Genomic DNA, 22,417 nt, shown 5'->3' with positions numbered 1-22,417 from the left:
CCGTCGGATCGGGGTGTTCTGGGCAAGGGGGCCGACGACGCTGTCGATGTCAACAACTGCTGACTTGACGAGGGTACGCGTTCTCCCGTCGATGTCAACAGACGCTTACATCACGATCGGCCGCACCGGCGCGGGCGCTACGCTCGGGCCATGAGCAAGGACGCCGCCGCCACTCGCCTGGCCCTCGTGCAGGCTGCCCGGCGCCGATTCGCCTTCGACGGCTACCGGGCCACGACCGTGCGGGACATCGCCGCCGACGCCGGGGTGAACGTCGCGCTCATCAACCGGTACTTCGGATCGAAGGAGGGGTTGTTCCGCGCCTGTCTCGACCGGGCAGCGCCGGACCAGGACGCTGCGCCGTCCGGCTCAGACCTGGAGCGGGCGCTCGGCGGCCTCATCCGGCACATCATCCGGTCGCCCACGGACGAGGACTCGATGCAGCTGCTGCTCCTGCTCCGGAGCTCCGGGGACGAGGTCGTGGACCGCATCCGTCGTGAGACCCTGCGCGGCTACGCCGAACGGCTCGCCGGTGCCGTGCGAGCCGGGAGCGTGGACGAGGTCGACGACGACCTGCTGGTCCGCGCCGAGATCGCCCTGTCCGTCGTGCTCGGCATGACCATGATGCGGACCTCGACGCGCGTGGAACCCCTGGCGTCCGCCGAGGTCGAATCGGTCGCCGTGCCGTTGGAGGACGCCCTGCGCGCACTGCTCGGCGGCGGTCGGGGCTGAAGTGGTGCCGGACGGCAGGGCGGTGACCGCTCCCGACGCCGTCAGTGCTCGGTGGGACCGATCTCGATGGACGCCGGCCGGGTCTGCTCGGGCAGCAGGTAGCGGGCGACGGAGCCGTCCTCGTCCTGTTCGTCGACGTCACGCTCGGTGATGATCGCAACCGGGGTCGCGGGGGAGATGAGGAGCACGGCGGGCGTCGCCCGGCCGTCCCCGTAGTTGACCTGCAGCCACATGAACGGCTGGTCCCGCAGGCCCGAGTCGATCCGTGCCTGGACGGTCTCGGTGTCCTCGTTGGCGATCGTGTACTGCGTGCCGCCGTAGGTCAGGACGGTGCGCTTCACAGGGTGTCTCCGGGATCGGTCGGTTCCGGGACGATGCGGAGGCCCGCGGACGACCCGGCGGTCAGGCCGAGGGCTTCGACCCAGGCGCGGTTCACGGCAGGGATGCGACTGCCCGAGTAGCGGAAGACCAGGGGCATCGAGCGGTCGAGCCAGATCGCGGTGCGCCCGTCACCGAGCTCCACGTCGTCCTTCCACGAGAACATGAAGGACTCACCACGGCGCAGCTTCATCCCGATGACGATCTGCAGGTGCGTCAGCAGGCGGTCGTCGAACTCCGCGGTGAACGTCGAGTCGTAGACGAGTTTGCCCATGGTGGTGTCCTTCCGCGCCGTCTGTCCGGCTTCGGCAAAGCCTAAGCGTCGACTCAGGGGCCGTCCGACACCCTGGCCGACATGCGCCGCATCCACTACGTGAACAGCTCCTTCCTGACCGGGGACCGCACCTGCAAGGCCCTCCTCCGGTACTGCCGCGCCCTGGCCGTGGCGAACAAGTCCGACGTCGTCCAGATCCCGATCATCACCGAAGGCGGCGGGACGGTCTACGCGCACCTGCTCATCGGCCCGGCCAGCGAGATCTTCTCGACACCGGTGCCGGACAGTGCCGACGAGCCGTTCGACCCGGAGGTCATCGAGTACCTCGAGGCGGAGACCCTGCGCCTGCAGCCCGCCCGGCCGGCGTGGAACGAGGAGATGACCGACGTGCCGGACATCGGCGAGGACTTCTGAGCGCCGGCACGACCCCGAGCGCGACGACCACCGCTGCGGCGACGAACACCGGTCCCGTCCCGGCCGTGAGGACTGCGCTGCCCGCTGCCGCCGCCCCGACTGCCTGTCCGAGGACCAGGACCACGAAGAGCACCGAGGTGCCGGCCGCCGCGCGGTCGCGGTCGAGTTCCGCCGTCCACGTGATGAGGGCACCGGTCGCGGCGGTGTAGCCCCACCCGAACAGTGCGCAGCAGACCAGTGCCGCCGCGGTCAGGGCCCCACCGTGCAGCTGCGCGGCCAGGCCGAGGCCGAGGGTCGCGATCGCCACCACGGATGCGGTCCGGGTCCACGCGGACCGGGCCGGCAGCCGCCCGAGCCGCCTCGACGTCAGGGCGACCGCGGCGCCTCCGGCCCCGAGGGCGATCCACGCCACGACCGACAGGGTCGTCGGTGCGCCGGCGTCGACGAGCAGGGTCCGACCGTACGTCCACACCGCGGCCGATCCGGCGCCGAGGAGCAGTGCCACCAGGACGGGGCGGCGGTGTGCGGCGAACCAGGGGCGGGGTGGGACGGTGGTGGCTCCGGTGTCGGTCGGGGGCTCCGGTGCTGGTGGTGATGCCGGTGCCGGTGCTGCCGCGCCCGCTCGGTCGGTGAGCAGGACGGCCGCCCCGGCGAGCACCGTGACGAGGGCCGCCACCGCCCAGGCCGTCCGCCAGTCCGGCAGCAGTAGGAGGGCCAGGACACCCGCGGCGACGAGGCCCGGCCCCGTGCCCGAGTTGACCACGGCCTGCGCCCCGTTCGCCCGCTCGGCCGTCAGGTTCCGCTGGACGAGTCGGACGAGTGCGGGGGAGGCCAGCCCCGCCCCCGCCGAGCTGACGACCGCGGCGACGCCGAACCCGAGTGGGCCGGTGCTGGCGGCCATCCCGGCGACACCGAGGCCGGCCGTGAGCACCGCCAGGACGACGGCGGTCCGGGGGTGCGTCGGTGCGACCAGGAACCCGGCGAGCGCGCCGACGCAGTACACGACGGAGGAGCCCGACGCGATCCAGCCGGCCGGGCCGTCGCCGAGCCCGATCGCGTGCTGGACGTCGGGCAGGAACAGTCCGTAGGCCAGGCGGACCAGCCCGTAGGTGGCCGCGATGAGCGCGGTACCGCTGCCGACCAGCGCGGCGGGCGAGCCCATGAACGAAAACGTACGTTTCACTTTTGAGAGCCTAGGGTGCTGGCATGACGATGCGTCCAGGAACGGAGCGGAAGCTCCTCGACGCCGCGGAGGAACTGTTCTTCACGCGGGGCATCGCCGCGACCCCGATCGACGCCGTCCTCGAACGCGCCGGGGTCTCCGCCGCCACGCTCTACCGCGGGTACGCCAGCAAGGAGGCCCTGGTCGCCGCAGCGCTCGACCGGCGGCACGACGAGTGGCTGCGGGTGTGGGACGACGCCGTCGCAGACGCGCCCGACGACCGGGGCCGGCTGCTGGCGGTCTTCGACGCGCTCGACGACTTCCGGTCGACGCCGACCGGGTCGCGGTGGTGCGCGTTCCTCGGCACGGCGTCGGAGTACGCGGACGCGCCCGACGAGATCACGGTCGTCCTGCGCCACGAGACGGCCACGCTGCGGTCGCGCCTCCGGCAGGCTGCGGTGCCGCTGGTCGGGCCGGAGGAGGCCGACGTCCTCGCCGACCGACTGCTCCTCGTGGTGTCCGGGGCGCTGGCGATGCGCCTCCGGGGCGGCGCCGGCGACACCACGACGGCCCGAGCGGTGGCCGCGGCGCTGCTGCCCTGAGCGCTGCCGACAGCACGAGACGCCGCCGACAGCACGAGACGCCGCCGGATCCGGCGGCGTCTCGGGGACGTGCGGGCGTCTCGCGACGCGGGGTGACGGCTCAGCGCGGGGTGACCGCTCAGTCGCGGACGAACTGCTCGATCGCCACGTCGCCGGTGTTGACGCGGAAGGTCTTGCCGACCGACGCGTCGTCGTGCAGGGCTGCGGCGACCAGTGCGGCGACGTCCCCGCGGGCGATGCTCGAGGACGGGTCGGCGGTCTCGACGGACCCGGTCGGCTCGTCGTCGGTCAGGGTGCTCGGGGCGACGATCGTCCAGTCGAGGGCCGAGTCGCGGAGGACCGCGTCGGCGACGGTCTTCGCCTCGGCGTAGGCGAAGAAGTCGTCATCCTCGGGGACGCCGTGACCGAGGCCCGCGTCCGACCAGGAGACCAGGACGAATCGCTGGACGTCCGCCTGGAGCGCAGCGTGCATGGAGCGGATCGCGGCGTCCCGGTCGACGGCCCAGGTGCGCTCGGCGGAACCCCCGCCGGCGCCTGCTGCCCAGACGATCGCGTCGTGTCCGCGGACCAGGTCGGTGAGCCCGGCGATGTCGAGCTGCTCGATGTCCGCGACGACGGGCTCCGCACCGGTGCCGCGGACGTCGTCCTGCTGCTCGGCCTTGCGGATGACGGACGAGACGGTGTCGCCGCGGGCCGTCAGGAGCTGCGCGGTGAGGAGGGCGACGCGGCCGTGGCCGCCGAGGATGATGACGTTGCTCATGGTCTGGACGGTACGCGCGGGGCCTGACGACGGGGTGGTCGGCGATGGGCCGGGAGGGTCGTCCAGCTCGCCCGCGCACGTCCCTCGGGCAGGATGGCCGGCATGGGCAACGACGAGGGGACGGCCGCGGTCGGACGGGGCAGCGCGGCGGGCGCGGCACGGACGGCGGTCGCGTCCGCCGTCTGGGGCCCCACGGCCCCGACGTACCGGCGGTACGAGCGGCGGTCGGTGGTCGGGACGGGCGAGGCGGTGTGGGAGCGGGCCTCCCGGTCGGTGCTCCGCTGGGGTGTGAAGACGCGCAGCGGTTTCTCGGTGCCCGACGACACGGAGGCGCGACCGGGTCAGCGGCTGGACGTGCGCTTCCGGATCGGGCCGGTCGTCGTGCGGGAGCCCGTCGAGGTCGTCGAGGTCGTGCGCACCGCCGACCGTGTCGGGTTCGCCTACCGGACGCTGCCCGGCCACCCGGTCGACGGCGAGGAGGCGTTCGTCGTCACCCGTGAGGGCGACGCGGTGTGGCTGACGCTGCGCTCCCTGACCCGGCCGTCCACGACCCGCCGCTGGGCAGTCGTGTTCCCGCTGCTCCGGGTCGCGCAGGTCGTCGTCCGCTGGCGCTACCGGCGCGCACTGCGCTGACCGGCCCGCAGCGCGATGCGCGGAACGCGCGTGACCCCCGCTCGGGATGCGCGGTCTGCGCCCGTCGCGAGTCGCGGATCCACGAACGCGTTCGTGTCCCGCCGGACGGGTGTCGTAGCGTCGCAGACACCAGGACGAACATCATCCCGCGTGCCCCGACATCCCCCGCGATCTGCGGCGGCCTGTACGCAGCGGTCGCCCTGGTCGACGCGGGACCGTCCGAGGTCCCTGTAGAGGAGGCGAAGCTCATGCCCGCCACCATCACCGCCATCCCGACACCTCTCGCCGGAGGCCCGGCCGTTCGCCGCCCGAGGCGCACCGAGACCTTCTCCGAGGTCCGCGAGGCGACCCGACGCCGGATCCTGACCGCCAGCGCGCTCGTCGCCGGCCTCGCCGCCGTCGCCGCGTTCACGCTCGCCGTGATCGCCCTGGTGGTCGCCTCGTGATCACCGCCGCAACAGCGCCGTACGACACCGTCGCGCTGACCGAACCCATCGACATGACCGCGCTGCTGCGCGAACAGGAGGCCCCCCGTGCGTGACTCCACCATGATGCAGGAACTCCGCTCCGACCCCCTGGAGTGGCACCGACGAGGTATGTCCTCGCCCGTCGAGATCGACCGGATCGTGATCAGCCGACTCGGCATCGGCGTCAGCACCGACCCCACGTACGCCGACTTCTTCCAGGCCGCCGCGTGAACGCCCTCCAGCAGGGGAGCACCGGTGTGACGGCCGATGCCACCGGGCTGACTGCCGACCACCGGGTCGTCTGGGCTCGACTGGGCCGGCTCGAAGCGCTGTGCACCGAGCGATCTGCTCGCGTCACCGCTCTCCGCACCACGACCACGACCATCTGACGTGGGCGTCGACGTCGAGCAGGCACCGCACCGCTGGGACCGTGCTCGCGTCGTCGACGCCGCCGATCGGGTCTTCACCGCCGAGGGGGCCGTCGGTCTCGACCACGCCACCATCGCCACGCTCGCCGGGGAGGACCAGGCCACGGTCCGTGCCCTCTTCCCGGAACGGATCGACGTCGTCGTCGCCGTGCTCGAGCACCGCCACGAGCGGTGGAACGACGGTCTCGCCGATGCCGCCGTCGGGGCTGCCGACGCCCGGGACGAGATCCTGACGGTCTTCGCGCACCTCGAGTCCTGCTTCGAGGACGAGACCTGGACCGGATGTGCCTTCATCAACGGCTACGGCGAGCTCGGGCGCTCCGAGTCGCGCGTCGCCGCCCTGGCTCACGAGCACCTGCGCGGCATCGAGGCCCACCTGCACGCGCTCGCCGGTCGCGCAGGACTGCCCCTGCACGTCGCCGACGCGTTGTCGCTGCTCGTCGAAGGCGCCAAGGTGGAGGCAGCGATCCACCGCACGACCCGTCCGGCGCGCTCCGCCCGGCTCGCCGCGGCGACGCTGATGACGGCCTACGCGCCGAACGCGCACACCGACTTCATCTGAGCCCTGCCGGACCGACGGTCGGGAGGCACGGCCTCCTCCCGTCGACCGGTGCCGCCACGAGCTGGCCGGGTCAATCCGGTACCGGACCCCGCGCCGAGCGCCCGAGCGTGGCCATCGGGGTCTCGCCGACCTCTGCCACGTACTGCTGCGCGAAGCGACCGAGGTGCGCGAAGCCCCACCCCGCGGCCACTTCGCGGACGGTGACGGCGGTCGGCTCGGAGGCGAGCAGCTCCTGCCGCACCCGGTCCAGGCGCACCTGCCGGATGTAGGCATTCGGCGTGGTCTGCAGGTCCCGCTGGAACGCCTCCTGCAGTGCACGCAGGCTCACGTCGAGGTGTCGCGCCAGCGAGCTCGTCGTGATCGGCATCCGGGCGTGGTCGTCGACGTACTCGACGGCTGCGCGGACGTGCACCGACAGTGCCGTGCCCTCGGGGCTCCGGCGTGCCGGGCGCTGCTGCGGGTACATCTCGAGCAGGGACGCCGCGGCCAGTCGCGCCATCTCGGCGTGCAGCAGGCGGCCTGGCGTGCCGTCACGCAGGGTGTGCGAGATGAGCGACACCGTGTTGTGCCAGGTCCGGACGGACTGGTCGGACGGTGGTGTCGTGTGGTCGAAGCGCAGTCCGGCGGTCAGGTCCGCACCCTGCTCGGCTGCGACGCGTTCGACGACCTCACGAGACAGGTGCACGAGCCGCTGCTCGTAGTCCTCCATCGTGAACGAGAACGTGCGCTCGGGCAGCAGCGGCACCGGGATGCCCGGTTCCATGTCGAGGACGCTGCCCCCGGTGTCGAGCCGGGACGACCCGGACTGCAGCCACTGGACGATGACGGCGTCCGACGGCGGCAGTTCCCCGTCGACGTGTCCCGCGAACTGGGCGGTGTGCAGCGACATCGTGCTGTCGCCGAGTGCCGCGTACCGGAACGAGAACGGGGTCGCGACGGGCTCGACGCGGAGTTCCGCGCCGTAGAGGTCCGCGATGAAGGTCGCGGCCTCCCCGAGGTCCGTGCCCGTCACGTCGAGACGCACCGGCATCGCGTCGTCGATCGGCATCACGCGAAGCATCCCACGACAGCCGTCCCCCGTGGCAGTCCGGTGTCCGGGAACCGCCACGGGGGGCCGACCGGTCGCGTCCTCCGGAGCATCGGTGGCCAGGGTCAGCCGCGGATGGCCTCGGCCAGCTTCACCCGGCCACCGGTGCGGAGCAGCGCGTTCTCGTAGACCCGGGCACCGAGGAGCACCACGACGAGGGCGGACGCTGCGACGACGACCAGCGAGAGCACGGGCTCCCACCACTCGGCCGTCCCCAGGAAGATCCGGACCGGCATGCCGATCGGGGCGCTGAACGGCACGTACGACATGATGCCGAGGATCGTCGGGTCGTCCGCGGCGAACACGATGAGGAAGTACGGGATCATCAGCAGCATCATCACCGGGGTCGTCACGCTGCCGACGTCCTCCTGACGGGACACCAGGGCCGCCGACGCCGCGAACAGCGCCGCGATGAGGACGAACCCGATCGCGAAGAACCCGACGAACCACAGCGCGCTCGGGCCGAGCAGTGTGAAGAGGTTGTCCTGGCCGGTCACCGCGAGTGCGACGGCGGCGGCGATCGCGATCGCGACGATCTGTCCGAGGGCCATCGCGCTGTTGCCGATCACCTTCCCCGCGAGCAGTGCTCGTGCGGGGATCGCCGCCATCAGGATCTCGACGACCCGGGTGGACTTCTCCTCCACCACGCTCTGCGCGATCGACTGTCCGAACGTCACGGCCGAGGCGAAGAAGACCACGCCGAACGCGATCCCCACCAGGGACACCAGCCCGGGCGGCAGCGCACCGGGGTCGAGCAGGTCGACCTCGGGGGAGACGCTGAGCGCCTGCACGACGTCGGTCGGGGCGCTGTCGAGTCCGACGACCCGGAAGCCGAGCTGTCCGCCGTCGGGGACGATCGCGGCGTCCACCTCGCCGTCGCGCACGAGCTGTTCGGCGGCTGCGCGGTCGGACGCCCGTGTCACGTCCAGCCCGTCGGAGCTCGGCAGGCTCACACCGCTGACCACGGCGACCGGCGTCGTCGCGTTCGCCGCTGACTTGCCGACGATGCCCGCGACGACGATGCCGGCCACGACCATCACGAGCAGGATCGCCGCGGAGACGACGAACGCCTTGCTGCGGAGCCGGGCCTGGATCTCCCGCACGGTGACGAGCCGGACCGCGTCGACGGTGCTGCGCTGGACGACGCTCATCGGACGACCTCCGTGAAGACCTCGCTGAGACGGGGGACCCGCGGACCGAACGACGCCACCGCGCCCCGGCCGACCGCGCGCTGCAGGACGGCCTGGGCGACGGACTCGTCTGCTTCGAACAGGGCGTAGCCGCCGTCGAACTCCCGGATGGTGACGCCCGGTTCGTCGCGGAGCCAGGCGGCGTCGTCCGCCACCAGGATCTCCCACGCCGCCGGACCCGCCTTCCGTCGGAGTTCGTCCTGCGGCCCGGCCGCCCGGATGCGACCGCCCGCGATCACGACGACGTCGTCGCAGAGCCGCTCGACCACGTCGAGCTGGTGGCTGGAGAACAGCACCGGCACGCCGTCCGCCGCGGTCTCGCGGAGGACGCCGAGGACCGTGTCGACGGCCATCGGGTCGAGGCCGGAGAACGGCTCGTCGAGCACCAGGACCTCCGGCCGGTGGGCCAGGGCGGCAGCGACCTGCACGCGCTGCTGGTTGCCGAGCGAGAGCTTCTCCACCGGGTCGCCGGCATGTGGGCCGAGTTCGAGCCGCTCGAGCAGCTCGGTGGTCCGCGCCGTCGCGGTCCGGCGGTCGACACCGTGCAGCCGCGCCAGGTACGTGACCTGTTCGGCCACCGGCATCTTCGGGTACAGGCCGCGTTCCTCGGGCATGTACCCGAACCGACGCCGGTCGGCCGGGCCGATCGGGACGCCGTCGATGGCGACCGTGCCGCTGTCAGCGTCCAGCACGCCGAGCATGATGCGCATGGTGGTGGTCTTGCCGGCGCCGTTGCCACCGACGAACCCGGTCAACCGGCCCCGACCGACCGTGAAGCCGACGTCGTCGAGCACGCGGCGCTCGCCGAAGTGCTTGGTCACTCCCTCGATGCTGAGCATGACGGGTCCCTTCCGCAGCGACCGTCGCTGCGCCTCTGACGGTACGAGGGCGGGTGGGGCCGGCGCCTCCGGCACGAGACGGGGATCGTCACCCGGGCTCCTCCGCCACGCGGGGGAGACGGTCCTTTCCGCGAGACGCAACGTGGGCGGTTCCGCGCAACGGAACACCCTTGCGCCGTGCCGCCGACGTTGCGTCTCCCGGGGGAGGGCTCAGTCGCCGGAGCGGACCACGCCGTTCTCGTACGCCCACACCACGGCCTGGATCCGGTCCCGCACGCCGAGCTTCTGCAGCACGTTCGACACGTGGGTCTTCACGGTGGCGTCCCCGACGAAGAGCAGCCGGGCGATCTCGGCGTTGCTCAGTCCGCGCCCGAGCAGCCGGAGCACCTCGGTCTCGCGCTCGGTCAGGCCGGCCACCGGACCAGCACCGGGTCCGGCGTCCACGCCGGCGGTCGCGGGCACGGTCACCGGCGCCACCACCGGCGCGCTCGCGCTCGTCGCGCGGCTGATCACCCGTCGGGTCACGTCCGGGGAGAGCAGGGCGTCCCCGGCCGCGACCGTGCGCACCGCCTCGATGAGCTTCTCGGGGGACGCGTTCTTCAGCAGGAACCCGCTGGCCCCGGCGGCGAGGGCGTCGAACAGGTACTCGTCGGTGTCGAACGTCGTCAGCACGAGCACCGCCGGCGGGTCGTCGGTGGCGGTGATGCGCCGAGCGGCCTCCAGCCCGTCGACGCCGGGCATCTGCACGTCGAGGCAGACGACGTCCGGCCGGTGGGCGACGACGGCGGCCACGGCTGCGGCGCCGTCGGCGGCTTCGGCCACGACCTGCACACCCGGTTCCGATTCCAGGATCACCCGGAAACCGGCCCGCACCAGGTCCTGGTCGTCGGCCAGGACCACCCGGATCACGCCGTCGGCAGCCATGCCCGCACCAGGTAGCCGCCGCGGGCACGGGGCCCGATCTCGATCCGTCCGCCGACCGCGGCGACGCGCTCGCGCATGCCGACGTGGCCGAGTCCGCTGCCCACGGTCGACCGGGAGGCCCGTGCCCCGGCCCCGGTGTCCGTCACCTCGAGCTCGAGGCCGTCCGGCAGGTACCGCAGCCGCAGGTCGGCGCGGGCGTCGTGCCCCGCGTGCTTGAGGACGTTCGTCACGGCCTCCTGCGCGATCCGGTAGGCGACCGCCGCGACGGTCGGCGGAACGGGTCGGACGTCACCGACGACGCTGAAGCCGGTGTCGTGTCCGGCGCTCGTCGCGGCAGCGGCCAGTTCCGGCAGCCGCGCGAGCCCCTCGGTGCTCGGCGCGTCGGCGGGCAGCGTGTGACCGTCCGCATCGGACTGCCGGAGGGTGCCGAGCATCCGCCGCAGTTCCTCCACCGCGGTCCGGGCACTGTCCTCGACGACCCCGAGGGACGCCGCGGCCTGTACCGGGTCGCGCTCGATCACCCGTCGGGCGGCGCCGGCCTGCACGCCCATCAGGGACACGTGGTGGGCGACGACGTCGTGGAGCTCGCGGGCGATGCGGACCCGTTCGAGGGCGACCGCCTGCGCCGCGGACCGCTCCCGCTCGGCGGCCAGTTCGACCGTGCGCTCGTCGAGGTCGTGCTTGGCGACCGCGGCCGTCCACGCCCGGTTGCCGGAGTACCAGGCGGCGCCGAAGTACACCAGGTTGATGATGATCGACAGCAGCGAGTTCGCCACGAACGGTGGGATCACCGAGTCGCCGTCGCCCGGCAGCGCGCTCGGCACCGACCACCGGAACACGATCGCCAGGAACACCCACGCGAACATGCCGAGGATGAGGAACCAGCGCACCGCCTCGGCGCGGACCCGGTCCGAGCACCAGGCGCCGACGGTGTACAGGGCGATGAAGAGCGTGAAGTTGACGAACAGCCCTTCGGGCACCTGCAGGAGCTGGGTCGCGGCGAACGCCAGCGCGGCGACCACGGCGACCGACATCGGGAAGCGCCGCCGGACCGCGAGCGGTCCGGCGTTCGCGACGACCATGAGCGCCGACACCCACCAGGGGGCCGGGTCGTCGTACAGGCCGAGCGCGCCGTAGAGGGTCATCGACACCGTCAGGGCGGCGGCGAGCACGAGCGCCAGGACCACGTCCTGTCGGTGTTCGCGCCGTCCCACCGGGAGTCGCGACCACTCCTCGCCCCGCGCCGGGTCGTGCCCGGCGGTCACCCCCGTGCCCGTCATGAGGACCACGGTAGCGGCTCCCGTCGGCCGGGCCGCCGGGGCGATCCCGACCTGTGGACGGCGGCGCGGGAACGGCCGTCTGTGGAGGTTGACGGACGGGAGGCGGTGGCGCGGGCCTCCCGTCCGTCACCCGCGCAGCGGGATCAGCGGTAGGCGCGCTCGTACGGTGCGGGCTTGTACGGCAGGTCCACCCGGAGCGCCTGCGCGGCACGGATCGGGAAGTTCGGGTCGCGCAGGGCACCACGACCGACGAGGACCACGTCAGCCTGCCCGAGCGCGACGATCTGCTCGGCCTGGAACGGGTCGTCGATCATCCCGACGGCCGCGACCGGCACGCCCGTGGCCTGCCGGATCGCGGTCGCGAACGGCAGCTGGTAGCCAGGACCGACCGGGATCGGGGCGTTCTGGACGTTGCCGCCGGTCGACACCGAGACCAGGTCCACGCCGTGCTCGCCGAGCCAGGCCGACAGCTGCTCGGACTCGGCGAGGTCCCAGCCGCCCTCGACCCAGTCGGTCGCGGACAGGCGGACGACGAGGGGGACGTCCTCGCCGACCTCGGCCCGGACGGCGTCGACGGTCTCGAGCAGCGCACGGGCGCGGTTCTCGAGCGAGCCGCCGTACTGGTCGGTGCGCTCGTTCGACAGGGGCGACAGGAACTCGTGCAGCAGGTACCCGTGGGCGCCGTGCAGCTCGAGGAGGTCGAAGCCGGCGTCGACCGCGCGACGGGCGGCGGCCGCGAAGGCGCGGACCACCTCCGCGATGCCCTCGACGGTCAGCTCGGTGGGGACGTGCAGTCCGGGGAACGCGATCGGCGACGGGCCGACCGGCTGCCAGCCGCCCTGCTCCGGCGCGACGTTGCCGCCACCCGCCGTGGGACCCCACTCGCGGCTGGTGGAGGCCTTGCGGCCGGCGTGCGCGAGCTGGATGCCGGCGACGGCGCCCTGGCTGTGGATGAAGTCGGTGATCGGGCGGAACGCGTCGCGCTGCTCGTCGTTCCACAGGCCCAGGTCCTGCGGGCTGATCCGACCCTCGGGAACGACGCCGGTGGCCTCGACGACCACCGCGCCGGCACCGCCGCGGGCCAGGCCGCCGAGGTGCACGAGGTGCCAGGGGGTGGGGACGCCGTCCTGCGCCTCGACCATGTACTGGCACATCGGCGGGATCCAGACGCGGTTCCGGATCTCGAGTCCGCGGAGGGTGATGGGGTCGAAGAGTGCGTGGGTCACGCGGGTCCTTCCCGGTTGTTCGGTTCGTGGGCCTGTCCACAGTACGACTGTCGTCGTACCGATTGCCCGGGAAGGTCGCCGCGGGGCCTCAACCGCAGTACTCGTACGGCGGCCGCGGGTCGTCGCCGACCCACACCCCGGTCACGAGTTCCCCGCCTTCGTCCATCTCGAACGTCACCGACCGGTCGCCGTCACGGACGCTCCAGTAGGCGAACGCGGGGGACGAGTCGTCGCCGTACCCCGGGGTCCGGGTGAGGTCCGGGTACGCGGCCCGGAGCTGGTCGATGCTGTTCCCCCGGCCCATCCCGGCCGCGGTGGTCAGGCCGCTCGCGTCGACACCGACGACCTTCCCGCCCGCCTGCACGACGATGACGTGCAGGTCACCGGAGTCGAAGAACCCCACGTTCGGGTTCGGGCAGGCGCCGTTCGTCTGCGGCAGGACGGGTTCGACCTCGTCCACCACGTCCTGGTACGAGCTGCCGATGGTGATCGGCCCGACCCCCGCGCCGCTGACGACCCAGGAGCCCGGTCCGACCCGGTCGGACGAGAGCCCGGCGATGGTCGCCGGCAGCAGGCCCGAGGTCGGGAAGTTGACCTGGTCGATCGTGATCCACCGACCGTCGCTGTCCCACCACGAGGTCTCGGCACCGACGAAGTCCGGGTCCGCCGCGTCCGGCAGCCGGCAGACCGTGCCACCGTCACCCGGCGCGCAGTCTGCGCCCGCGGCGCGGAGCCCGTCTTCGCGCTCAGCGAGAGCGGTGGCGGAGGCACTGCCGATGGTGACGTGGACGCTGCCGACGTCCGTGCGTGGCTGCGCCCAGTCACAGGCGAGCCACGTCGCGGCCGTCCAGGTGCCGCCGGAGTACGTGGTCGACGCGGGTGCCGGAACGGTCGTCCCGTCCGGGTGCGCGGGTGTCTGGGCGAGTGGCGTCGCGCCGAAGAACCGCTGCCGGTCCGCGTCCGAGTACAGCGCCCGGCAGTCGGCCGGGTACCGAGACGGTGCCGCGGCGCTCGATGCGGACGGCCTCGGAGCAGGGGTGTCGACGACCGGCGCCGACGCCGGAGTGCTCGCGGACACCGAGGGCTCGGCGGTCGGGCTCGGCGCCGGGGCGGCCTGCTGGACCTGCGGGACGACGGCGAGGGCGACGGCGCCACCGGCCGTGCCGAGGGCGAGGAGGGCGACGGTGGCGATGACGATGCGGCTGCGGTGCCGCCGCGGCTCCGGGTGTCGCTCCTCGGCGTGCTCGAGGACGTTCTGCTTCATCGAGACGAGCATCCGCTGCAGGTCGTCTCCGGTGGGGGGCTCAGTGTTCATCGTGCGTCACCGCCTTCTTCAGTCGTGCTCGGGAGCGGGACACCCGCTGGGTCACGGCGCCGACGCTCAGCCCGAGCATCGCGGCCGCCTCGCTGTACGAGTGGCCCTCGATCAGGCACAGCTCGCAGATCCGCCGGTCGAGCGGCGTGAGCGCGTCGATCTCGTCACGGACCCACCGGAGGCGCTCACGGGCCTCCTGGTCGGCTTCCGGCACGGCGAGCTCGGCCGGCAGCTCGTCGGCCGCCCGTCCGGCGATCGCCCGCGCCTGGTTCCGCGCGTGGTTCCGGCACACCACCAGCAGCCAGGGGAGGAGCGCACGGGTCGACAGCTGCAGGGTGTCGGCCTTCTGCCAGAGCGTCAGGAACGTGTCCTGGACGAGCTCCTCGACGTCCTGCCTGCTGCCGGCCAGCGCCCACGCGTAGCGGGTGACCGTCGGTGCGAACCGGTCGAACGCGTCCGCCAGCGCGGCGCGGTCCCCACCCGCCAGTCGTCGGGTGAGGGCGACGTCTGCGTCGGTGTCGGTCTCGGTGTCCACGGTGCCTCCTTCACTACAGCAATGTCGAGGGAGCGGCGATCCTGACGAAGTCGTGTCCGGCGGATCCGCGTCCTCCACCGGTGACGCGGTCCTGTGCGCGAGGTCAACGGAACGGCACTACGCTCGGACGCGGCCCGCGACGCGATGCTGCGCCAGGTCTGCGGGCCGTCCAGCTCTGGCGTCCAGGAGGACCGAAGTGACCGATTCCGCACCCGTCGACCCCACATCGACCGCAGGATGGAAGCAGCTCGACGGCATCGCCGCCGGCTTCTCCCCGGACCTCCGGGGGTGGTTCGACGCCGACCCCGGTCGTGCCGAGAAGTACACCTTCCAGGCCGCGGACCTGACGGTCGACCTGTCGAAGGGCCTGGTGACCGAAGAGGTCCTGCAGGCACTGCTGCAGGTCGCCGAGGACACCGGCGTCGCCGAGCGCTACCAGGCGATGATCTCCGGTGAGCGCATCAACGTGACCGAGGACCGCGCCGTGCTGCACACCGCGCTCCGCCGACCGAAGGCGACCGAGGGCCTGGTCCCCGCCGCACCCCTGACCGTCGACGGCCAGGACGTCGACGCCGACGTGCACGCCACGCTCGACAAGGTCTACGGCTTCGCCGAGCAGGTCCGTTCCGGCGCCTGGACGGGCGTCACCGGCAAGCGCATCGAGACCGTCGTCAACATCGGCATCGGCGGGTCCGACCTCGGCCCCGTCATGGTCTACGAAGCCCTCAAGCCGTACGTGCAGCAGGGGCTCGAGGTGCGCTTCGTCTCGAACATCGACCCCGCCGACATCCACGAGAAGACCGCGGGCCTCGACCCCGAAACCACGCTCTTCATCGTCGCGTCGAAGACCTTCGGCACCCTCGAGACCCTCACGAACGCCCGTCTCGCGCGCCAGTGGCTCTGGTCGGAGCTCGGCCTGTCCGACGCCGGCGACGACGAGAAGAAGGACGCCGTCGCGAAGCACTTCGTCGCCGTGTCCACCGCGCTCGACAAGGTCGCCGCGTTCGGCATCGACCCGGAGAACGCCTTCGGCTTCTGGGACTGGGTCGGCGGCCGCTACTCGGTCGACTCCGCGATCGGCACCAGCGTCGTCATCGCGATCGGCAAGGAGAACTGGGAGCAGTTCCTCGCCGGTTTCCACGCCATCGACGAGCACATGCGCACCGCCCCGCTCGAGCAGAACGTCCCCGTCCTGATGGGCCTGCTCAACGTCTGGTACACGAACTTCCTCGGCGCCCAGAGCCACGCGGTGCTGCCGTACACGCAGTACCTGCACCGCTTCCCGGCCTACCTGCAGCAGCTCACGATGGAGTCGAACGGCAAGCGCGTCCGCTGGGACGGCTCGGACGTCGTCACCGACACCGGAGAGGTCTTCTGGGGCGAGCCCGGCACGAACGGCCAGCACGCGTTCTACCAGCTCATCCACCAGGGCACCCGGCTGATCCCGGCCGACTTCATCACGGTCGCCAAGCCCGCCCACGCCCTGCAGGACCTGTCCGGCGACGGCAAGGCCGTACAGCCCGGCCAGGACGTCCACTCCCTGTTCCTGGCGAACTTCTTCGCGCAGTCGAAGGCGCTGGCGTTCGGCAAGACCGCCGACGAGGTCCGTGCCGAGGGCACCACCGACGAGATGATCGTCGCGGCCCGCACCTTCACCGGCAACAAGCCGTCGACGTCCATCCTGGCGCCGGAGCTCACCCCGAGCGTCCTCGGCCAGCTGATCGCCCTCTACGAGCACATCGTGTTCACCGAGGGCACCATCTGGGGCATCGACTCGTTCGACCAGTGGGGTGTCGAGCTCGGCAAGCAGCTGGCGCTGCAGGTCGCCCCGGCGGTCGACGGTGACCAGGACGCCCTGGACGCGCAGGACTCCTCGACGAAGGCGCTCATCGCCAAGTACCTCGAGCTGCGCGGCTGATCCGACGCACCTGACACGAGAGGCCCCGTCGCTCCGGCGACGGGGCCTCTCGTGCGGTGTGGAGCCGGGCTGTCAGTCCCGCCGCACCAGCACCACCGAGTCCTCGAGCGTCGCCGGACTGCCGTCCGGCGCGGCGATGTGCCGCGTGTGGAGCTCGGCGACCTCGACGGTCCACCGGTCGTCCAGTGCGAGCTGCTTGACCTGTTCCGCCGGCCCGACCAGGGGCTCGGCGTGCGCGTGCTCCCCGTGCGACGCCCACGACGGCGACCCGGCGTGCCCGACGACGACCAGGCGGCCGCCCGGCGCCACGAGCCGCGTCGCCCGTCGGAGCACCGCTGTCCGCGGGAACGACACCGACGAGTGCAGGAACGACGCCGCGACGAGGTCGAACCGGTCGTCGGTGTCCCAGGTGGCCAGGTCGGCCTGCACCCAGGTCACCCGGTCGCCCAGTCCGACGCGCTCGGCCTCGGTCCGGCCGCGCGCGAGGGCGTTGGAGGCGATGTCGACGGCGGTGACGTGCCACCCCTGCGCCGCCAGCCACAGTGCGTCGCCACCCTCACCGCTCCCGAGGTCGAGCGCGCGGAGCGGATGATCCGAGCGAGTGGGGGCGAGCGGGGCCACCGTGTCGACGAGCGAGGCGTTCGGCGCCCCGGACCAGATCGGGGCGTCACCGTAGCGGGCGGTCCAGAAGGCCTCGGCATCCGCGCCGGGAGCGGGTTGTGCGGTCATCCGCGCAGCTTCGCACCGGCGCTCGGGGACGGCCAGTACGATTGCCGGATCGGCAACGGCGACGACGTTCCCGGGGTCCGTCCGGCGCAGTCGCAACGGAGACCCAGCATCGATACGGAAGTATGTGCAAGTGACGATCATGACCGAGCGGCCTCAGCAGGACACCCCGAGCGCCGAGACGGAACGACCCGGCAACGCGACCGTCCGTTTCCAGAACGCCGCGATCCTCGCCGTGGAGACCACCGTCGCCGAGCGCGTGACCACGTCCGCGGACATCGAGGAGAAGCTCCGCGGTGTGCTCCGCCGGCTCCGCCTGCCGATGGGGCTGCTCGAACGCGTCGCCGGGGTGCGGGAGCGCCGCAACTGGGGCGAGGACCAGTCCTTCCAGACCGCCGCGATCGACGCCGGACGTCGGGCGATGGCCGCCGCGGGCATCCAGCCGGAGGACGTCGGCCTGCTCATCAACACGTCGGTGACCCGTCCGCACCTCGAGCCCTCGGTGGCCGTACGGCTGCACCACGGCCTCGGCCTGCCGACGTCGGCGATCAACTTCGACATCGCGAACGCCTGCCTCGGCTTCGTCAACGCGATGAGCGTCGCCGCCGGCATGATCGACTCCGGTCAGATCAAGTACGCGCTCATCGTGGACGGCGAGGACGCCGACCAGGTGCAGCTGAACACGATCGACCGCCTGAACCAGGGCGGTCGGAACCGCAAGGACTTCATGAGCGAGTTCGCCAGCCTGACGCTCGGCTCCGGCGCTGCTGCCGCCGTGCTCGGCCCGGCGGACCTGCACCCGGCCGGCCACCGCATCGTCGGCGGAGTCACGCGCGCGGCCACCCAGTGGTACGACCTGTGCGTCGGCAGCGTCGACGGCATGTTCACGGACGCGAAGATGCTGCTCAAGGGCGGCATGGAGCTCGTCGTCGCCGCCTGGAACGAGGCCCGTGCCCACTTCGACTGGGCCGACATGGACCGCTACGTCCTGCACCAGGTCTCGGACGTGCACACGAACGCCTTCGTCCAGGCCATCGGTGTCGAGCGTGACAAGGTCCCGACCACCTACGAGCGCTTCGGCAACGTCGGCCCGGCGTCGATCCCGATCACCCTCGCGGACGAGGTCACCCGTGGCTCCATCCGCCCCGGAGACCGCGTGTTCCTCGGCGGCGTCGGCTCCGGCATCAACACGGCGATGATGGAACTGCGCTGGTGACACCGCGGTTGCCCCGCGTCGCCGCGACCACGGCTCCGGCGACGCTCCCGCCGCCCCTGCCCGGACTCGACCCGGCCTGGTCCCGCCTGGTCACGGTCCCCGCGACTCCCGACCGCTCGGGAGGCCCGGCTCGCCCCGCGCGGACCTGGCACCTCCTCGACACGGCCGCGTCCCTGGCGGAGCTCGGCGTCGAGCCCGTCGGCACGCTGCTCTGCGTGCACGGCAACCCGACCTGGTCCTACCTGTGGCGCTCGGTCGTCGCGCGGTCCCTCGAGGTCGCCGCTGCCGGCGGTCCGGTCTGGCGCGTCGTCGCCGTCGACCAGCTCGGCATGGGCTTCTCGGAGCGCACGGGCGTCGACCACCGCCTGGCGGACCGGGTCGCCGAACTCGGCGCCCTGACCGACGAACTCGGGCTCGCGGGTCCCGTCGTCACGCTCGGCCACGACTGGGGCGGCGTCGTCTCCCTCGGCTGGGCCGTGGACCACCCGGACCTCGTCGTCGCGGTGACGACCTGCAACACCGCCGTACACCAGCCGGAGGACGCGCCGATCCCGGCGCCGCTCCGCCTGGCGCTCCGTCCCGAGCTGCTCGGCCGGGCAACCGTCGTCACGCCGGCGTTCATCGAGACCACCCTGGCGATCGCGCACCCGCGGCTCGACCGAGCGACCGCCGATGCCTACCGTGCGCCGTACCGCGGTGCAGCACGGCGGGGCGCCGTCGGCGGCTTCGTCGCGGACATCCCCGTCGACGCCACCCACCCGAGCGCTCGCGAGCTCGACCGGATCGCGGCGGGCGTCGCGGCGCTGGACGTCCCCGCCCTGCTCCTCTGGGGCCCGCGCGACCCGGTGTTCCTCGAGCGCTACCTCGACGACCTCGCCGCACGGCTGCCGCAGGCCGACGTGCACCGGTTCGAGGGCGCCGGACACCTGCTGCCGGACGACGCCGACGTCGCCGGGACGGTCTTCGACTGGCTCGGTGACCACCTGCCAGACGGTGTCCTGCCCACCTTTGCCGCACCGGGCCTCCCGGCAGACGACGTCGCCAGCACGGCCGACGCCAGCGCCGACCGGGCAGAGCACGCGCACCGCCCGCTCTGGACGCACCTGACCGGACTCCGCGACAGCGACGAGCCCGCCCTGGTGGACATGGCCGCACCCGGCGGCACGCGGACGATCAGCTGGCGGCTGCTCGCCCGACGCATCGACGAGGTCGCCGCCGGGCTCGTCGACCTCGGCGTCCGACCCGGCGACCGGGTGTCGCTCCTGGTCACGCCCGGCGCGGACCTGACCGCCGCCCTGTACGCCTGCGTCCGGATCGGCGCGGTCGTCGTCGTCGCGGACGCGGGGCTCGGCCTCGGCGGGCTGACCCGCGCCGTCCGCGGTGCCCGTCCGGACTGGATCATCGGCGCCCTGCCCGGACTCGCAGCCGCACGGGCCCTCGGTTGGCCCGGGCGTCGGATCGCGACCGTGGCGCTCCCCGCACCGGCACGCCGGGCCCTGCGGGTCGAGCACACCCTGGCCGCCGTGGCCCGCCGCGGGGCCGCACGGCTCGCTGCCGGAGCCGCACTGCCGCCCGCACCCGCCTCCGACGCTCCGGCAGCGGTCCTCTTCACCTCCGGGTCGACCGGACCGGCGAAGGGCGTCGTCTACACGCACGGCCAGCTCGGCGCGGTGCGGGACGCCCTCGCCGGCCAGTACGGCGTCGGCGTCGGCACCGGCCTGGTGGCGGGCTTCGCACCGTTCGCACTCCTCGGCCCCGCCCTCGGCGCCCGCTCGGTCGCACCCGACATGGACGTCACCGCGCCCAGGACGCTGACCGCACGAGCGGTCGCCGACGCGGTGGTCGCAGCGGACGCCACCGTGGTGTTCCTCTCCCCGGCGGCCCTGGCGAACGTCGTCGCGACGGCGTCCGCCCTCAGCGACGACGACCGGCGGGCACTCGGCCGCGTGCGGCTGTTCCTGTCCGCGGGTGCCCCGGTGTCGGCGGCGCTGCTCACCGCGGCGACCGAGCTGATGCCGAACGCCAGTGCGCACACCCCCTACGGCATGACCGAGGGGCTGCTGATGACGGACGTCGACCTGGACGGGGTCCGCGCCGCCGGGTCCGGCGACGACGGGACGTCGGCAGTCGGCATCTGCGTCGGCCGACCAGCTGCGTCGGTGCGGGTGCGGATCGCCCCGCTCGACGCCGACGGCCGCGCGACCGGAGCACTCACCGAGACACCGGACGTCACCGGCGAGATCGTCGTCGTCGCCCCGCACGTGCGCGACCACTACGACCGCCTCTGGCGAGCCGACCGCGCCTCGCGTCTCGGCGTCGACGACCCGCGCGGCCACCGGACGGGCGACGTCGGGCACCTCGACGCGTCCGGCCAGCTCTGGGTCGAGGGCCGCATGCAGCACGTCGTCACCACCGCGGACGGCGTCGTCACGCCGGTCGGCCCGGAACAGCGCATCGAGCGGGTGGACGGCATCGGCCGTGTCGGCATCGCCGGCATCGGCCCGGCCGGCACGCAGCAGGTGGTCGCCGTCATCGAGACCGTCCCCGCCGCTCGTCGTCCCGGCCTCGCGGACCCCGCACTCGCCGAGCGCGTCCGTGCTGCGGCCGGGGTGCCGGTCGCGGCGGTCCTCGTCGTCCCGGTGCTGCCGACGGACATCCGGCACAACTCGAAGGTCGACCGGGCCCGACTGTCCCGCTGGGCGGCGACGGTGCTCTCCGGGGGACGGATGACCCGCCCGTGAAGGTCCTGGTCACCGGTGCGAGCGGCTTCCTCGGTCGTGCGGTCGCCGCCGCCGTCCGGGACGCCGGGCAAGAGGTCCGGACGTTCCAGCGCCGGCCCTCCCGTGTCGAGGGCGTCACCGACTCGCTCGGCACGATGACCGATGCGGCCGCGGTCCGTTCCGCCGTCGCGGGGGTCGAGGCGGTCGTGCACCTCGCCGCCAAGGTGTCGCTCGCCGGGGACCCCGCCGACTTCGCGCGGATCAACGTCGACGGGACGCGTGTCCTGCTCGCCGCCGCACGCGAGGCCGGAGCCACACGCTTCGTGTTCGTCTCGTCGCCCTCCGTCGCGCACACCGGGACGTCGATCGCCGGTGACGACGCCACCCCCGCCGCCCCCGAGACCGCCCGTGGCGACTACGCCCGCACGAAGGCCGCCGCCGAGCGCCTGGCACTGGACGCCGACGCCCCCGGCTTCGCGGTCGTCGCCGTCCGCCCGCACCTGGTGTGGGGGCCGGGCGACGAACAGCTCGTCGGCCGGATCGTCGACCGGGCCCGCAGCGGGCGCCTGCCGGTGCTGGACTCCGGCGCCGCCCTGATCGACACCTGCTACGTCGACAACGCCGCGACCGCGATGGTCGCCGCGCTGCACCGCGCCGAGGACGTGCACGGCCAGGCGTACGTCGTGACGAACGGGGAACCCCGTCCGGTCGGTGAGCTCCTGGCGGGGATCTGCACGGCCTCCGGCGTCCCCGCGCCCCGCCGGCACGTGCCGGCCGCGCTCGCCCGGATCGCCGGGTCCGCCGTGGAGGCCGTGTGGCGCGTCCGTCCCGGCACCGACGAGCCGCCGATGACCCGGTTCCTCGCCGAACAGCTCTCGACGGCGCACTGGTTCGACCAGCGCCGCACCCGGTCGGACCTGCGGTGGTCGCCGTCGGTTTCGATCGACGAGGGACTCCGCGCGCTGGCCGCCGCCGCACACTGACCGCGATGGGGCGGGTGCGCCGTGGTGCCGGCCCGTCCCGGTCGGGAGG

General features: G+C 73.1%; 25 protein-coding genes. 12 read left to right on the top strand and 13 right to left on the bottom strand.

The annotated features are described in order from the left end of the window. The first annotated feature begins 150 nt into the window (after positions 1-150). Positions 151-729 carry a TetR/AcrR family transcriptional regulator gene (locus DEJ24_RS10120; protein WP_111078522.1) on the top strand — a complete coding sequence of 193 codons (579 nt, stop codon included), beginning with the start codon at positions 151-153 and terminating at the stop codon, positions 727-729. A gap of 41 nt (positions 730-770) precedes the next feature. On the opposite strand, the gene DEJ24_RS10115 is transcribed toward DEJ24_RS10120, so the two are convergent. Both DEJ24_RS10115 and DEJ24_RS10110 read right to left on the bottom strand, forming a co-directional pair. Next, a complete protein-coding gene (locus tag DEJ24_RS10115; RefSeq protein ID WP_111078521.1) occupies positions 771-1,070 on the bottom strand; it encodes a hypothetical protein in 300 nt (99 codons plus the stop codon). Next, positions 1,067-1,381 (bottom strand): ATP-dependent DNA ligase, encoded by a 315-nt coding sequence (locus DEJ24_RS10110; protein ID WP_111078520.1) that lies wholly within the window; start codon positions 1,379-1,381, stop codon positions 1,067-1,069. Before DEJ24_RS10110 ends, DEJ24_RS10115 begins: the two co-directional genes overlap by 4 nt. An 81-nt stretch (positions 1,382-1,462) precedes the next feature. Between DEJ24_RS10110 and DEJ24_RS10105 the strand changes: the two genes are divergently transcribed. After that, entirely contained in the window at positions 1,463-1,795 is a 333-nt protein-coding gene (locus DEJ24_RS10105; RefSeq protein WP_111078519.1) for a hypothetical protein, read from the top strand. Here the strand turns inward: DEJ24_RS10105 and DEJ24_RS10100 are convergent. Beyond that, complete coding sequence (locus DEJ24_RS10100) at positions 1,695-2,978, bottom strand: MFS transporter (RefSeq protein WP_146245971.1); 1,284 nt, start codon at positions 2,976-2,978, stop codon at positions 1,695-1,697. The genes DEJ24_RS10105 and DEJ24_RS10100 overlap by 101 nt on opposite strands. A gap of 23 nt (positions 2,979-3,001) precedes the next feature. Here DEJ24_RS10100 and DEJ24_RS10095 point away from each other — a divergent pair, with 23 nt between their 5' ends. Then, complete coding sequence (locus DEJ24_RS10095; protein ID WP_111078517.1) at positions 3,002-3,559, top strand: TetR/AcrR family transcriptional regulator; 558 nt, start codon at positions 3,002-3,004, stop codon at positions 3,557-3,559. Positions 3,560-3,677: 118 nt separating this feature from the next. Here the strand turns inward: DEJ24_RS10095 and DEJ24_RS10090 are convergent, their stop codons facing one another. Continuing rightward, positions 3,678-4,319: an NAD(P)H-binding protein gene (locus DEJ24_RS10090; protein ID WP_111078516.1), complete on the bottom strand. Its 642-nt coding sequence runs from the start codon at positions 4,317-4,319 to the stop codon at positions 3,678-3,680. Between the two features lie 102 nt (positions 4,320-4,421). Between DEJ24_RS10090 and DEJ24_RS10085 the strand changes: the two genes are divergently transcribed. The 5 genes from DEJ24_RS10085 (at position 4,422) to DEJ24_RS10075 (ending at position 6,409) form a co-directional block, all read left to right on the top strand. Further along, complete coding sequence (locus tag DEJ24_RS10085; protein ID WP_111078586.1) at positions 4,422-4,952, top strand: DUF1990 family protein; 531 nt, start codon at positions 4,422-4,424, stop codon at positions 4,950-4,952. Positions 4,953-5,200: 248 nt separating this feature from the next. Continuing rightward, complete coding sequence (locus DEJ24_RS10080; RefSeq protein ID WP_111078515.1) at positions 5,201-5,398, top strand: hypothetical protein; 198 nt, start codon at positions 5,201-5,203, stop codon at positions 5,396-5,398. 87 nt (positions 5,399-5,485) lie between these two features. Beyond that, positions 5,486-5,650, top strand: coding sequence for a hypothetical protein (locus DEJ24_RS16895; RefSeq protein ID WP_181432785.1), 165 nt, complete (start codon positions 5,486-5,488; stop codon positions 5,648-5,650). After that, positions 5,647-5,808 carry a hypothetical protein gene (locus DEJ24_RS16890; RefSeq protein WP_181436577.1) on the top strand — a complete coding sequence of 54 codons (162 nt, stop codon included), beginning with the start codon at positions 5,647-5,649 and terminating at the stop codon, positions 5,806-5,808. The genes DEJ24_RS16895 and DEJ24_RS16890 overlap by 4 nt, the downstream gene beginning before the upstream one ends. 1 nt (position 5,809) lies before the next feature. After that, complete coding sequence (locus DEJ24_RS10075) at positions 5,810-6,409, top strand: TetR/AcrR family transcriptional regulator (RefSeq protein WP_111078514.1); 600 nt, start codon at positions 5,810-5,812, stop codon at positions 6,407-6,409. Between the two features lie 70 nt (positions 6,410-6,479). On the opposite strand, the gene DEJ24_RS10070 is transcribed toward DEJ24_RS10075, so the two are convergent. From DEJ24_RS10070 to DEJ24_RS10035, 8 genes are all read right to left on the bottom strand, one after another. Next, complete coding sequence (locus tag DEJ24_RS10070) at positions 6,480-7,457, bottom strand: AraC family transcriptional regulator (RefSeq protein ID WP_181436576.1); 978 nt, start codon at positions 7,455-7,457, stop codon at positions 6,480-6,482. A gap of 104 nt (positions 7,458-7,561) precedes the next feature. After that, positions 7,562-8,647 carry an ABC transporter permease gene (locus DEJ24_RS10065; protein WP_111078512.1) on the bottom strand — a complete coding sequence of 362 codons (1,086 nt, stop codon included), beginning with the start codon at positions 8,645-8,647 and terminating at the stop codon, positions 7,562-7,564. Then, on the bottom strand, positions 8,644-9,525 hold the full coding sequence (locus DEJ24_RS10060) for an ABC transporter ATP-binding protein (protein ID WP_111078511.1): 882 nt from the start codon (positions 9,523-9,525) through the stop codon (positions 8,644-8,646). The genes DEJ24_RS10065 and DEJ24_RS10060 overlap by 4 nt, the downstream gene beginning before the upstream one ends. 210 nt (positions 9,526-9,735) lie before the next feature. Further along, positions 9,736-10,449 (bottom strand): response regulator transcription factor, encoded by a 714-nt coding sequence (locus DEJ24_RS10055; RefSeq protein ID WP_111078510.1) that lies wholly within the window; start codon positions 10,447-10,449, stop codon positions 9,736-9,738. Beyond that, a complete protein-coding gene (locus DEJ24_RS10050; RefSeq protein WP_111078509.1) occupies positions 10,431-11,729 on the bottom strand; it encodes a sensor histidine kinase in 1,299 nt (432 codons plus the stop codon). Before DEJ24_RS10050 ends, DEJ24_RS10055 begins: the two co-directional genes overlap by 19 nt. Before the next feature lie 143 nt (positions 11,730-11,872). Then, the gene (locus tag DEJ24_RS10045; RefSeq protein ID WP_111043962.1) at positions 11,873-12,955 is read right to left on the bottom strand and encodes an NADH:flavin oxidoreductase/NADH oxidase; all 1,083 of its coding nucleotides are present in this window, start codon (positions 12,953-12,955) and stop codon (positions 11,873-11,875) included. Between the two features lie 88 nt (positions 12,956-13,043). Then, positions 13,044-14,270: a hypothetical protein gene (locus tag DEJ24_RS10040; protein WP_146245970.1), complete on the bottom strand. Its 1,227-nt coding sequence runs from the start codon at positions 14,268-14,270 to the stop codon at positions 13,044-13,046. Beyond that, complete coding sequence (locus tag DEJ24_RS10035; protein WP_111078507.1) at positions 14,260-14,805, bottom strand: RNA polymerase sigma factor; 546 nt, start codon at positions 14,803-14,805, stop codon at positions 14,260-14,262. Before DEJ24_RS10035 ends, DEJ24_RS10040 begins: the two co-directional genes overlap by 11 nt. Positions 14,806-15,001: 196 nt before the next feature. Between DEJ24_RS10035 and pgi the strand changes: the two genes are divergently transcribed. After that, on the top strand, positions 15,002-16,723 hold the full coding sequence (gene pgi / locus DEJ24_RS10030; RefSeq protein ID WP_111078506.1) for a glucose-6-phosphate isomerase: 1,722 nt from the start codon (positions 15,002-15,004) through the stop codon (positions 16,721-16,723). Positions 16,724-16,795: 72 nt separating this feature from the next. Here the strand turns inward: pgi and DEJ24_RS10025 are convergent, their stop codons facing one another. Further along, entirely contained in the window at positions 16,796-17,452 is a 657-nt protein-coding gene (locus DEJ24_RS10025) for a class I SAM-dependent methyltransferase (RefSeq protein WP_111078505.1), read from the bottom strand. A 139-nt stretch (positions 17,453-17,591) separates the two neighbouring features. Here DEJ24_RS10025 and DEJ24_RS10020 point away from each other — a divergent pair, with 139 nt between their 5' ends. Genes DEJ24_RS10020 through DEJ24_RS10010 form a run of 3 tightly spaced genes read left to right on the top strand, consistent with a single transcriptional unit; the run spans position 17,592 to position 22,368 of the window. Then, positions 17,592-18,665: a 3-oxoacyl-ACP synthase III gene (locus DEJ24_RS10020; RefSeq protein WP_110904227.1), complete on the top strand. Its 1,074-nt coding sequence runs from the start codon at positions 17,592-17,594 to the stop codon at positions 18,663-18,665. Further along, positions 18,662-21,406, top strand: a complete 2,745-nt coding sequence (locus DEJ24_RS10015) for an alpha/beta fold hydrolase (protein WP_258374781.1) — start codon at positions 18,662-18,664, stop codon at positions 21,404-21,406. The genes DEJ24_RS10020 and DEJ24_RS10015 overlap by 4 nt, the downstream gene beginning before the upstream one ends. Further along, positions 21,403-22,368, top strand: coding sequence for an NAD(P)-dependent oxidoreductase (locus DEJ24_RS10010; RefSeq protein WP_111078504.1), 966 nt, complete (start codon positions 21,403-21,405; stop codon positions 22,366-22,368). The genes DEJ24_RS10015 and DEJ24_RS10010 overlap by 4 nt, the downstream gene beginning before the upstream one ends. Positions 22,369-22,417: the final 49 nt, after the last annotated feature.

The organism is Curtobacterium sp. MCPF17_001 (genome assembly GCF_003234615.1).
Classification (GTDB): Bacteria; Actinomycetota; Actinomycetes; order Actinomycetales; family Microbacteriaceae; genus Curtobacterium.
The sequence above is the reverse complement of the archived record's forward strand: the minus strand, read 5'-3'. Positions and strand labels throughout refer to the sequence as shown.